Source organism: Chitinimonas prasina (assembly GCF_030160395.1).
Classification (GTDB): Bacteria; Pseudomonadota; Gammaproteobacteria; order Burkholderiales; family Chitinimonadaceae; genus Chitinimonas; species Chitinimonas prasina.
Map to the genome: position 1 here is coordinate 383,267 of NZ_BSOG01000001.1, position 13,127 is coordinate 396,393.

A 13,127-nucleotide genomic window follows, 5' to 3' on the forward strand; every position below is an offset into this window, starting at 1 on the left:
TCAAGGCAAGCGCTCAGGGTGGGTATAGACCGTCATCCTGTCCTCACGGGCAAATCCCACCAGGGTGATACCCGCCTCCCCAGCCAGTTGCACCGCCATGGCGGTGGGGGCTGAGATCGCCACCACCAGCTCCAAGCCGGCGCTGGCTGCCTTGTGTACCAGTTCATAAGAGGCCCGGGACGTCAGCAGCACGGCCCCGCCAGGGTGGGCCTGCCGGTGCATTGCACCTATCAGCTTGTCGAGCGCGTTATGGCGGCCTACATCCTCGCGCACCAGCAGACCGCCGCTGGCATCCAGCAATGCTGCCGCATGTACACCACCGGTCTGCCGGTTTAACGGCTGTAGACTAACCAATTGCCGCAAGCCGGCATGCAACTGGGCCGCCGTCATGCGCAAACCGTCGCCCACATGGGCAATCGGACTGATGGCAGTGTCCAGCGCCTCCGCCCCACACAGGCCGCAGCCGGTTCGGCCTGTCAGCTGGCGTCGCCGCGCTTTCAAGCGCCAGAAGCAGGCCTGGGCCAGGGCTATCTGCAGGCTCAGGCCGCCGGCCTCAGGCACAATCTCCACCGCACGGATATCCGCCGGCTTGTCGGCGATGCCCTCGCTCAGGCTGAAACCCAGGGCAAAATCCGCCAGGTCCAGCGGGCTGGCCATCATCACCGCGTGCGATAGGCCGTTGTAGACCAGCGCTACCGGCACCTCCTCAGCCAGTTGTTCGGCCACGACCTCACGGCCATCGCCTCTCAGCTGCAACGCCTGGACATCGCCCCAGCCGTGGCTCAGGCCTGGCATAGCGCACGCGCCTTGTCTGTCAGCCACAGGCGCAAGCGGCCACGCTCTTCGGTGCTACGCACCAGATCCAGCCCCTGCATTTGTGGGTTGTCGCCCAGGCCGGCCAACAAGCGCTTGAGTTCGCTCAGGCTCAGCCCCAGGCGCTTGCAGGCCTTGTGGATGGATAGACCGTCCTCTTCCAGCAACAGCTGCAACAAGGCCAGCGTCATCGCCTCTTCATCTGCCATCAGGCTGCCTCGCTCGGGCTCAGCCGCACCCGGATGGACTTGGCCGTCGGCGTACGGGCACGGTCGGCATAGCTGCCTAACGGCAGCAGGGTATTGGTTTCCGGAAAATAGCTGGCCAGGCAGCCAGCCGGAATATCGTATTCCACCAGCAGGAAACGCTTGGCCACCCGCTCACCATCACGCCAGACCGAGGTGATGTCCACCCACTGCCCGGCTTGCAGCTGCAGGCGCTGCATATCGGTACGGTTGATAAAGCAGACCCGCCGATGCCCACTGACACCCCGGTAGCGATCATCCAGGCCGTAGATGGTGGTGTTGTACTGATCGTGCGCCCGCACTGTCATCAAGGTGAACAGCGACTCGTCTGTGGGTTCTGCGTGGCGCGCCGGCAAGTCATGCACCATGAATCGCGCCCGCCCACCCTCGGTGCGCCAGCGCTGCTCGCGGGCACTGTTGCCCAGGTAAAAGCCACCCGGCTGCTGCACCCGCTGATTGAAATCGGCAAAGCCCTCGACCACTTTGGCAATCTTGTCGCGTATCCGACTGTAGTCCTGCACCAGCCACAACCAGGGAGTCTTACTCTGCGGCAGGGTGGCCGCAGCCATACGGGCCACGATCATGGGCTCGGCCAGCAACTGCGGGCTGGCGGGCGGGTTCATGCCCTGCGAGGCATGCACCATGCTCATGGAGTCCTCCACAGTTACCGCCTGCGGGCCGCTGGCCTGCAGATCAATCTCGGTGCGGCCCAGGCAAGGCAGTATCAGCGCCTCGCGGCCATGCACCAGATGGGAGCGGTTGAGCTTGGTGGTGATATGCACGGTCAAGCCGCATTGCCGCAGGGCCTGCCAGGTCAAGGCCGTATCCGGGGTGGCGGCGGCAAAGTTGCCCCCCAGCGCCACGAACACTTTCACCTTGCCGGCCAGCATGGCCTCTATGCTGCCCACCACGTCGTAGCCTGCAGCTCGTGGCGGGGCAAAGTCAAAGGCCTGCCCCAGCCTGTCCAGAAATGCCGCTGCCGGCTTCTCGTTGATACCCATGGTGCGGTCGCCCTGCACATTGGAATGTCCGCGCACCGGGCAGGCGCCCGCACCTGGCCGCCCCACATGCCCCCCCAGCAGCAGCAGGTTGCCTATCATCTGTATGGTGGCCACCGAATGCTTGTGCTGGGTAATTCCCATGCCCCAGGTGCAGATGGTGGCGCGGCTGCCGGCATAGATGGCGGCCGCCTCACGCAGCTGCTGCTCGCTCAGGCCGGATTCCGCCACCAGTGCCGGCCAAGTGGTATCGGCAATATCGCGCACCAGCTCGGCATGGCCGCTGGTATGGTCGGCGATAAAGTCCTGGTCACCGTAACCTTGCTCCAGCAACGCCTTGAGCATGCCTTTCACGGCTGCCAGATCGCCCCCTATGCGCAGGGGGTAGTAGGCGCTGGCAATCTCGGTACTGCCACCACTCAACATCTGCCATGTGTCCTGCGGATGGGTAAATCGCTCCAGCCCCCGTTCGCGCAGGGGGTTGAACACCACGATGCGACAGCCCCGACGAGCCGCATCCCGTAGCGTCTCCAGCATGCGGGGATGGTTGGTGCCGGGGTTCTGGCCAAAGATGAAGATGGCCTCGGCCAGCTCGAAATCATCGAGCGTAACCGTACCCTTGCCTATGCCCAGTTGCTCGCCCATGGCCAAGCCCGATGGCTCGTGGCACATATTGGAACAATCCGGCAGGTTGTTGGTACCGAACTCCCGCACAAACAGTTGGTAGAGGAATGCCGCCTCATTGGAGGTACGGCCCGAGGTATAGAAGGCCGCCTCATGCGGGCTGGCCAGTGCCTGCAGATGGCTGCCTATCAGGGCGAAGGCCGCATCCCAGCTCACCGGCAGGTAGCAATCGGTGGCGGCATCGTAGCGCAAGGGCTCGGTCAACCGTCCCAAGGCTTCCAGGCTGTAATCATCCAGCTCGGCCAGGCGGCTGACACTGTGCTGGCTCATGTAGCCTGCCGTCAACCGCCGGCTGGTCGCCTCGGCCGCCACCGCCTTGACGCCGTTTTCGCAGAATTCGAAGGTGGAATGGTGATGCTTGTCCGGCCAGGCGCAGCCTGGACAATCAAAGCCATCAGGCTGGTTGGTGCGCAACAGCGTAGGCAGGCCCAGGCCTGCCACCTGCTGCTCGCGCAAATGCTGCAAGGAACTCTTGAGGGCGCCCCAGCCGCCGGCCGGTTGCTGGTACAGGCGTATTCGCTGCTTCATGGCTGTTTTCCACGGATAACTGGCCAGATTATGGTGCCAGCGGCCACCTAGGTCGATTGCAAGACGATCTCGACCAGTCCTCCACCCCACTCGCTGCGCGCCAAGATCAGTTGTCCACCATGGGCGGCAACGATGTCCGCCACCACGGTCAGGCCTATACCATGGCCAGGCACCTGCTCATCCAGCCGCACGCCACGTTGCAAGGCCGCATCCGCATCGCTGAAGCCAGGGCCATCATCCTCTATACGTACGGTCAGCCTGTTGCCCTGCTGCACGGCTGTCACCCGCACGCGCCCCTTGGCCCATTTGGCCGCATTGTCCAGCAGATTGCCGAACACCTCGAAGGCATCGCCCTCATCCAGCCGCCAGCTGAGCTTGGCCGGGCATGCCACGGCATATTGCAGCTGACGGTCGGCATAGACCTTGGCCAGGGAATCCACCACCCGCTGGAATACCGGCAGCAACAGCAGCGGCGGCGCAAACCGGGCCGCGCCGCTGGCGGCCGCACGTCCCAGCTGGTGCTGGACGATGCCGTCCATGCGCGCCACCTGCTGGCTCACCGTCTGCGCCAGCTCTGCCGGCTCGTTCAGCGCGCCGCGCAATACCGCCAAAGGTGTCTTGAGACTATGGGCCAGATCACCCAGTGCATCCTTGTAGCGGGTCTGCCGGGCGCGTTCCTGTTCGATCAGGGTGTTCAGGTTGCCGGTCAGGCCAGCGATCTCGGCGGGGTAACGCCCCTCCACCCTGGCCTGCTCACCGGTTTCAACGCGGCGTATCTCCCTGGCCACCCGCCGCAGCGGTGCCAGGCCCCAGCCCAGCAGCAGGGTCTGCGCCAGCAGCAGCAGCACGCCGGCACCACCCAGCCAGGTCCACAGGGTACGGCGGAAGCTAGCCAGTTCGCGGCGGAATGCCACGGTGTCTTCCAGCACCGAGAAGGTCAGCGGCATGGCGCGCGGCCCTTCGGACCACTTCACGCCATAGGCTGCCGCCAGATAGGTCTTGTTGCCTCGCTCCAGCTCCTCATAGCGCCACTCGCCCGCATCCAGCCTGCGCGGAAAAGGCGGCGACAGCCCCAGGGTGGACGGCGACTGCCACTCTTCGCGGTGATTGGGGTTGGAGATATTGGCGTACAGGCCGGACGAGGGTAGTGCCAGGCGCGGCTCTGGCAGCGAATAAGGCATGATCAGGCCGCCATCGGGGTCCAGCTCGGCACGGGCCAGCAACAGGTAGATGGTCGATTGCAGCCTGTCATAGCGGGCCAATCGCACGCTGTCGGCGTGTGCCCGCTCCAGCGCCCAGCCAGCACCAACCAGAAAAGCCACCAGCACCACGGCAGCCCCCAGTATCAAGCGGGTGCGTATGGAGCCCGCCGGACGGACAGCGGGTGGCGCCGCCAGGTCTGTCGTCATGCCAGGACGAAGCGGTAACCACGTCCGCGCAAGGTCTCTATCGGTGCCAGGCTGCCGTCCGGGTCCAGCTTGCGGCGCAGACGGCCTATCAGCACCTCCAGCACATTGCTGTCGCGGTCTTCATCATGCGGGTAGAGATAATCGGACAGCTCCTGCTTGCTCACCACCCGCGCCCGCTCACGCACCAGCAGTTCCAGCACGCGGTATTCAAAGGTGGTCAGCTCGATGGGCGTGTCACCCAGGCTGGCCTGCTGGGCCGAGAAATCCAGCGACAGCGGGCCTATGGTCAGCACATCCGAGGTCGCCTTCAGGGCACGGCGCAGCAGGGCCTTCACCCGCGCCGCCAGTTCGGGGTATTCAAAGGGCTTGACCAGGTAATCGTCGGCACCGGCCTCCAGCCCCTTTACCTTGTCCTGCCAACTGCCACGAGCCGTCAGTATCAGGATGGGCAAGGTGCTGCCACCAGCACGCAGCTTCTCTACCACAGTCAGGCCATTCATGCGTGGCAGGCCCAGGTCGACGATGGCCAAGTCGATAGGGTACTCACTGGCCTGGAACAAACCGTCCTCGCCATCGGCCGCCTCATCCACCCGGTAGCCATCCGCTTCCAGCTGCTTCTTCAGGCTCTGCCGCAGGGCAGTCTCGTCTTCAATCAACAACAGGCGCATGGTCTGCTCACAAAGTGCGGCCGCTGGCCACGTCGATATAGATGATCTTCACTTCGCCTTGCGCCGTCACCACCTTGACGCGCCAAGCAGCCTTGCCCTCACGCTCGCCCTTCTCGACCGACAAGACCCGGCCGCCGCTCTGGCGCTGCGCGGCGGCAGCGGCGTCGTCACGGCTGACATCAGCCCAGGCGGGCAGGGAGAAGGCTAGCAGCAGGCTGCACAGCAAGGCATAGGGTTTCATCATGGCGTGTCCTGTCAGGGTGGTTCCCGATATTGTATTACGGCTCAAGCGGTTCGACCGAGACTCGCACAGACATGGTCTTGCCGGGATTGTCGCGGGTAAAGGTGGTGTATTGCTGGCCACGGTACTCGTAATTGACGCGGTAGCCAGTGATGCGACTCTCCCAGTCCTCCACCGTGCGGCAACGCTTGATCTCACGCGGCACTTCTTCATACCGTTCGTGGTTGTCACGGTTGTCTATACGGTCACCGGCCAGCGCACCGACCACGGCACCCAGGGCAGTGGCAGCCTCGCGGCCATGGCCCTTGCCTACCTGGTTGCCGATCACGGCGCCAGCAATGCCGCCCACCACCGCGCCACCATACTGACGCTCGCCGCCAACGCGACGGGTCTCGGTCACCCATTCGCTGCTGCACTCCTTGCGCGGCGTGCTGTAACGCTCGTATTGCGGCTCCACACTCTTCACACGGGCCGTATCATTGAAGCTGTCTGCGTGGGCAGCCACGAAGCTGGTGGCAATCAGGCTAAAGAGGGCAAGGTGTTTCATGGCGTGCTCCTTACGTTGGGGTATGGAACGCACTATGCGCCGGGTGCAGTGAACCAAAGCTGAATGCTCCACACCTTGCCTTGGCACAAAAAAAACCAGCCACTGGGCTGGTCTTTTCTGCTGCAGCTGCAGCCAGACAGGTCAGAATGCCTCTGGCAGCTTCTGCAGAATGATGAGCCGGCGGTTCTCGATACGCACATACCCGCCAAACACCAGTTCCTTCATGATACGGGCCACCATCTCGCGGGAAGAGCCCACCCGGTCGGCAATGGCCTGCTGGGTCATATGGCCCTCGATCTGCATCACGCCTTCCAGTTCCACCGCCAGGTCTTCAAACAACAGCCTGACACGGCTATAGACATCCTTCAGCGCCAGGTTCTTGACTGCCTCGGTCAGTTGCCGGGTACGCCGGACCAAACTGACCAGCACCTTGAACTGGATATTGGGATGGTTGTGCAGCAGCGCGAGGAAGTCCTCCTTCTGGATCACCAGAAAGGTGCTCTGTTCCTCGGTTTCCACCGATGCCGTGCGCGGCTCGTCATCCAGCAGGGCCAGCTCACCCACATACTCGCCCGGCCCCAGCACGGCCAGCACGTATTCCTTGCCGTTGGAGTCGCTGACGAACACCTTGAGCCGCCCCTGCATCAACAGGAACATCGAGCTACCGGCGTCCCCTTCGTTGATGATGATGGCGCCCTTGGGGTAGGTCTTGGCAGCGGCGGATGCCTCGATATGGGACAGCTCCTCATCGGAGAGTCCGTAGAACAACGGGATTTGCTTCAGCGTGGCGATCATGCGACACCAAGTGGTTGATACGGTGTTGTTCAAGCGCCGGCAGCAGACGTTGCCGCTGCCGGCTTCTCGGTGACAGGGGTCGAGCTGGTTTCGCTCGCCGCCTCATCCGCAGGCTCGGTGCCCCCGCCTATCTCCACCGAGGTCACCGGCCCTTTGGGCGGCTGGTCGGGGGGTGGCGTGATGACATCAAGCTTGTTCTTGGTCATATATTCGTTCATCTCTTTCCAGCCGGCAAAAATATCGGCTTTTGAGACACGAACGTTGCGCTGAAAGCAGTCCTCCAGCGCCCGACCGGAATGCCGGCAGGCCGCACCGATTGCCCGGCCATTGAGCTTGGCCTGGTTGGCCAGCTCGGTCAGGCGCTCACAACCGGAGAGTCCCAACACCATCATGGCAAGCAAAAACATGCGTGTTGTCATTGTGTTCCGGCGCTTTATTAATCCTGTTTACGAATTGTAAGCCAGATTCTGGCATTACTCACATAGGGTTAATCGGCAGTAACTCACTCTATCTTGAGGGCAGGGTTAGGAATCTCGCCAAATCTTTCTGGCGCGTACAGGGCTTCGACCCGTGTTGGCGGCAAGGCAAAGTCGCCACGGGTGTTCAGTCGCACGGTGTATTCCACCGTATGGCTACCCTTGGGCAGCCACTCGTAATAGGCCTTGTAGGCGGTGTCACCCTTCTCCTCGAAGGTCGGCCCGGCACCCGAGCTTTCCTCGTTGCTTGCCAGCAACTTCGAATCAGTGGCAAAACCACGGCCCAGCAACTGCGCACCAGCCGGTATCGGGTCATTAATGGCAACCCAGCTCATGTCAGCCTGAGCGTGTATGGTCAGGCGCACGCGCCAGACATCGCCCCTGGCCTGGCCCTTGCCGCGCGCCTCCACTGCAGTCCACTGCTTCTCCACCCTGTAGCCCGAAGCCAGCGGCGCCTTCAGGGGCAGTGCCGCGCGGGCCTGTATCACAGCCCATGGCTTGCCGCTGCCCTGGTGACTCAGGCCCAGGCTGCCGGATTTGTCAGGCCAGGCCAGCTTGAGGCTGCCACCCTTGGCCGATTTGTCCCAGTCCAGGCTTTGCTCGCCAACCAGCTTGGCCACCGTACGTCCGGTGGGCTGGCCGGCCTCCACTTCGGCGGCGAAGCGCCGTAGTGCCAGCGTACCCCAGACATTGGCCACCGTGGTATCCCAATGGCCGCGCTGCTGCCGTCCTACCAGGCCTCGGGCGATACGGCCCAGGTCTGCCTGCTTCTCCTTGCGATCCAGCGCAGCAATCAGGATGCGCGCTGCATCAGCATCCTGGCTGTCCATCATCCACCAGCCTTCCCAGCGTTCCGTCCCAGAGAAATTCAGGGTCGTGCCAGACAAATCCAGCCGGGCATTCAGTACCTGCCTGGCCTCCTTGATACGCTCGGCCCGCTGCGGCAGGTCGGTCACCTTGTCCAGCACCGCCATCCAGTCCAGCAAGGTCGCGGTAGACCAGCGATTGGGCTCCAGCACCAGGCCATCGAGCATGGCCGGGCGAGCCGCGCCGTGGCGCGCCAGCGCCGCAATGGCATCGAGCTTGTATGCTGCACGATTGGTACTGTTGCTGCCCGACGGGGTAATTGCAAGACGCCCCTGTACATACGCGGTCAGGGCGGATTTCATGCGTTCCCGGCCGGCATCCGGCAAGGCCCAGCCACTTTCAGCCGACAAGGTCAGCAAATGGGCGGTCAATACCGGACTACCACGCGACAGGCCGGGGAAATACATCGCCAGTCCATCGCTATCGAGATAGGCATCCAGCTGGCCGACCACAGCCTGCCAGCCGGCCTGGTCATTCAAGCCAAAGGCGCGGGAAGTCTGCTGCTCCAGGCAGGTATAGGGGTAGCGTCGGAAATAGCCTTCCACCCCGTCCAGCGCTGCAACCAGGCTGGGCGACAAGGTCACCTCCAGGCCGCCACGGCCCGGCAGGGCATCGGCAGGCCGCGCCACCGGCAGGTTGTAGTCGGGTGCCAGCTGGGCCAGCGTTGCTTGCAGCACCCGCACCGGCACGGCTTCCAGCACCGCCTGCGGCTGGCTGATGGTGTCGTACAGCTTGCCGCTGTCGCTGGCCACCTCCACCGTCCACTTCAATTCACTGGCATCGCCCGGCACCGTGACTGGCCACAGCAGTTCCTGCGCTGCACCGCCCGCCAGCTCCACCTGCTGTGGTGCCAGCGCTGCCAAGCCCTGCACCTTGGGCCGGACCACCAGCTTGAGTGCCTGACTGGTGGTATTGCGCACGGTAAAACCCGCTTCGAAGCGATCGCCCTGGCGCACACTGCGGGCCAGACCAGAGAACAGCATCACATCCTTGCTGGCGCGTATGCTGGTCGAGCCTGTTCCAAACCGGTCGGCACCGGCATTGGCTACGGCAACAATGCGGAAACTGGTCAGCGAATCATTCAGCGGCACCTCCACCATGGCTTCGCCCTTGGCATCGAGTACCACCCTGGCCTTCCACAGCAGCAGCGTATCGAACAGCTCGCGGGTGCCGTTACGGCCACCGCCACCGCCTGCCGGCACGGCTTTACGCCCATAGTGGCGCTTGCCTATGACCTGCCCCTGGGCCGTCGCCGTGTTCAGACCATAGGGCCGCTCACCCAGCATGGCTTCCAGCAGTTTCCAGGAATCATTGGCACGCAGCGCAAGCAGGCCCTCATCCACCGCCGCCAGGGCAACCTCTGCGCCCTTGGCCGCTGGCTTGCCATCCGGTGTCTTCACCGCAATGCGCACCATCGCCTTGTCGCGTACCTGGTACAGCGCCTTGTCGGCTGTCACCTTCACATCCAGCTTGTAGCCCTTGATACCCACCGGCAGCTTGATGATGCCCAGCTTGTAGGCCGGCTTGGCCAGGTCAACCATGGCCGTGGCGGCAGGGTCCATCAGCCGGCCGCGCACCACCAGCACCGAGACGTAGACATTGGGGCCATGGCTGGCTTTCAACGGCACCTTGACCACCGGGTTGGCCGCGGTCAGGTTCTGGGTGCGCCACTCCAGCACCGACTCCCGCTCCACCGCGATCAGCGCCGTCGCCTCGCGGAACGGCATTTGCACCCGCAGCGTGGCTGTTTCGCCCGGCTCATAGGTTTTCTTGTCAGCAATCAGGTCGATGCGGTCGCTGTCACTACCACCCGACCAGCTCGTCCCATCACCGTAGGCGTACACCTCGTCATAGGTGTAGGCCGTCTTGCCCGCATCGTCCTGGGCGGCTACCCGCACCACGATCTCGCCCACATGCTTGGCCGGCAACAGGCAGGGCATACGGCCTCGCGCATCGGTCCGGCCGCTGCACAGTTCACCCAGCGCCTTGTAGCGGGTGGTGCTCTCATAGCTGTAGAAGCCCCCCACCAGGCGTTTGCGGTGGCTGAATACCTGCCGCAACCAGGCCTCCGCCTTTACCGTCCGGCCAGCCAGCGGTTTACCCACCAGGCTGGCCAGGGCCAGTTGCATGGGTGTGCCGTTGGCCCCCATCTCCTCGACCTTGAGCCCGGGCTGCAAGGCCGCAGGCCACAGCGCCGTGGCGTTGGCCGCCGTCTGCACCTCGCCATTGGGGTCACGGTATTCCAGCTCGGCGCGCAGCCACATCGGCCGCGAGGGCATGGGCCAGCCACTCAGCGCCAGGCTAGCGCCGCCTGCCTTATCCAGGGTGGCGTCCAGCACGCTCAGCACCTGCTCTCCGCCCTCTCCTTCACCACTCAGGCCCAGCACTTCAGGCGATACATCGCCGCGCGAGAAATAGAAGCCATCGAAATCATCAAGGCTGCGACCGCCCATGGGCGAAACGGACGCCCGCAGCTTCACCTTTTCGCCCGCAGCAGGGCCGCCTGCCAGATATTGCACCTGGGCCACGGCATTCACCTTGTCGCTGGCCACGGCATGGGCTGGCAGCTTCAGGGCACCCCGCATCAGCGGCACCCGGAACTCCGCCACATTGAAATCACCGGCCGAGCCCAGGCTATCCACCTGCTCGCCCCGCTTACGCTCCATCACCACATCGTAGCTGCCCAGCTTGGCCGCTTCCGGCACCTTCCAGCTCAGGGTGGCGGCACCGTTCTTCCAGCTCACCGGCAGCACCACGCTGTCGTCCGAACCACGGTGCGTCAGCTTGATCTGGTTGGGCAGTTTGGCATCGGCCAGCCAGCCAAAGCCACCCGCCGTCTTCTCGCGGGCGAACACCTTGATGGCAACGGTTTCGCCGGCACGATAGAGGCCGCGATCAAACACTGCATGAAAGGTACGGCGATAGTCACGGTCGTATTCCGTGTTCAGGCCAAAGCGCCACGACTCGATGCCTTGGTCCCACTCCGAGGAGACAAAGCTGACATCATCGCCCAGGCGGGCAAAGGCATAGATGGGGCAGTCATAGCGTGAACCCGGCAGCGGCTGGGCATGGCGCCATACGCCCTGCTTGTCGGTCTTGCCGCTGGCCAGCAGCTTGCCCTTGCAATCAAGCAGGCTGACACTGGCCGCATTGACCAGCCAGCCCTTGTCCAGCGTGGTCACCCACACCAGCGCATCGTCGAAACCACGACGGAAGTGCACGCCCAGATTGGTCACCAGGCCGCCTGCGGCTATCTGCATGGGCGCCACCGGCTGCAACAGGCGCTGCCCCAGGCGGGTGCTCTCCACTTCCACGATGGTCAGGCCCGATTGCGGCAGCGGTATGCCTATCACTTCGGCCGCCTTGTCGTCGTTGGGCGCCGGCAGGCGATAGCGCTTCACATCGGCCACCCCCTTGAGCAGCGACGCCGCCCGGTAGTCCTGGTTTTCACTGCCGTTGGCGCCACGGCGCAGGCGCAAGTACCAATTCAGTATGTCTGCCTCGCGGGTCAGCGTCAGTTGCCGGTACACCAGGCCCAGGCTGGCCTGGTTGGGCGCAGCATTGCCAGTGGCGGCCTTGGCCAGGTCCACGATCTTGTCCAACACGCCCGTCGCAGCAGGTTCGTTTGCGCGCGCTGCCTCGCCGACATTGCGCACCGTCACCGGCAGCGCCCCTACCGACCGCTCGACGATACCGAAGCTGGCCGCGAACTTGGCCAGAGGCGGGAAGCTGTCGAGTTTGACGGCCAGCGGAAACTCCTTGGCATTGGACAAAGGCCGGTTGAACTCATCACGCAGATTGGCAGGCAGGCTCAGGCGCAAGGTGCCGCCCTCGGGGAACAAGGGCTTGAAACGCACCCCCTGCACCGGCTCCATGCGCTTGCCGTCTTCGTCTTCCAGCGTGCCCGGTTCGTTGATGATGGGCTCGGCGGCCCAGCGCTGCTTGCCATCGTTGCTGCTCAATACGATGGCGCGGGCCGTGGTCGCGCTGACCGAGGCACTGAAATACAGCTCAATCGGGCTGATGGGTACACAACCTGCCGTCCCACGGGTGCGCTCGCATGTCAGCGTCGCTGTAAAGTGGGGGCGCACCTGATAGTCAAAGCTCATGGGCTCGCGCAGGCTCAAGCCGTTTGCGGTGGCAAGGCCGGCGTCGAATACCAGCTTGATGGCCGTATCAGCCGGCAATGGGCGCTGGCAGCGCAGCGCCACGCCATTGTCGGGCCAGCCCGCTGGCGCGCCAAATACCGCCTTGAACAGTTTGTCCCGCTCGGCTGCAGCCAACACCACCACGGGCAGACGCTCACGCAGGCCAGCAACTTCACAGCGGGTCTTGGCCAGCAGGCTTTGCGGCGTAGGGGCGACATCAAAGGGAATGATGAAGACCTGATTGTCGGCCACCCAATCGCCACTGCTGGGCCAGGTACGGCCATATCGTCCACCTGGCTCAGGCCCGCCGGTGCTGAAGTCATATCGCACGGCGGCCAACGCCTCACCCTTCAGGGTCTTGGTCCCCGGCTTGAGCGAGAACTGGCATTGCTTGCCGTCAGGCAGGTCACGCACAAAGTCATAGACCCAGGTCTTGTCGTCTATCCAGCGGCCACTGCCCTGCTCATCACCACACGCGATACTGAACGGGTCGGGCAGGCGTGGATCGCCAAACCGCACCATGGCATCGCTGAATATGGCCTTGGCCTGGCGGATATTACGTACCGCACCTTGTGGTGAAAATGATTCGACTTCAGCAGCGGTGGCCAGGCCGCACAACAGGGCGGCAAACAAGGCTGGACGCATGGGTAGACCTCCGGGGTAGCTCTGATTTTGCTACATGGTAGCAGGACACCCCGCATATGCCGT

Annotated in this window: 10 protein-coding genes; all 10 read right to left on the reverse strand. The window is 63.7% G+C overall.

What is annotated here, in order from left to right; translation table 11 throughout:
* Entirely contained in the window at nucleotides 1-795 is a 795-nt protein-coding gene (gene fdhD / locus QQK16_RS02010; RefSeq protein ID WP_284194747.1) for a formate dehydrogenase accessory sulfurtransferase FdhD, read from the reverse strand.
* The gene (locus QQK16_RS02015; RefSeq protein ID WP_284194748.1) at nucleotides 783-1,022 is read right to left on the reverse strand and encodes a hypothetical protein; all 240 of its coding nucleotides are present in this window, start codon (nucleotides 1,020-1,022) and stop codon (nucleotides 783-785) included. The genes fdhD and QQK16_RS02015 overlap by 13 nt, the downstream gene beginning before the upstream one ends.
* Nucleotides 1,022-3,268: an FdhF/YdeP family oxidoreductase gene (locus tag QQK16_RS02020; protein ID WP_284194749.1), complete on the reverse strand. Its 2,247-nt coding sequence runs from the start codon at nucleotides 3,266-3,268 to the stop codon at nucleotides 1,022-1,024. The genes QQK16_RS02015 and QQK16_RS02020 overlap by 1 nt, the downstream gene beginning before the upstream one ends.
* Nucleotides 3,269-3,315: 47 nt before the next feature.
* The gene (locus QQK16_RS02025) at nucleotides 3,316-4,677 is read right to left on the reverse strand and encodes an ATP-binding protein (protein WP_284194750.1); all 1,362 of its coding nucleotides are present in this window, start codon (nucleotides 4,675-4,677) and stop codon (nucleotides 3,316-3,318) included.
* A complete protein-coding gene (locus QQK16_RS02030; protein WP_284194751.1) occupies nucleotides 4,674-5,345 on the reverse strand; it encodes a response regulator transcription factor in 672 nt (223 codons plus the stop codon). Before QQK16_RS02030 ends, QQK16_RS02025 begins: the two co-directional genes overlap by 4 nt.
* A gap of 7 nt (nucleotides 5,346-5,352) precedes the next feature.
* Nucleotides 5,353-5,589, reverse strand: a complete 237-nt coding sequence (locus QQK16_RS02035) for a PepSY domain-containing protein (protein ID WP_284194752.1) — start codon at nucleotides 5,587-5,589, stop codon at nucleotides 5,353-5,355.
* 34 nt (nucleotides 5,590-5,623) lie between these two features.
* Nucleotides 5,624-6,133 carry a glycine zipper 2TM domain-containing protein gene (locus tag QQK16_RS02040; RefSeq protein ID WP_284194753.1) on the reverse strand — a complete coding sequence of 170 codons (510 nt, stop codon included), beginning with the start codon at nucleotides 6,131-6,133 and terminating at the stop codon, nucleotides 5,624-5,626.
* A gap of 141 nt (nucleotides 6,134-6,274) precedes the next feature.
* The gene (locus QQK16_RS02045) at nucleotides 6,275-6,928 is read right to left on the reverse strand and encodes a Crp/Fnr family transcriptional regulator (protein ID WP_284194754.1); all 654 of its coding nucleotides are present in this window, start codon (nucleotides 6,926-6,928) and stop codon (nucleotides 6,275-6,277) included.
* Nucleotides 6,929-6,957: 29 nt separating this feature from the next.
* The gene (locus QQK16_RS02050; RefSeq protein WP_284194755.1) at nucleotides 6,958-7,335 is read right to left on the reverse strand and encodes a hypothetical protein; all 378 of its coding nucleotides are present in this window, start codon (nucleotides 7,333-7,335) and stop codon (nucleotides 6,958-6,960) included.
* Nucleotides 7,336-7,430: 95 nt separating this feature from the next.
* Entirely contained in the window at nucleotides 7,431-13,064 is a 5,634-nt protein-coding gene (locus tag QQK16_RS02055) for an alpha-2-macroglobulin family protein (protein ID WP_284194756.1), read from the reverse strand.
* Nucleotides 13,065-13,127: the final 63 nt, after the last annotated feature.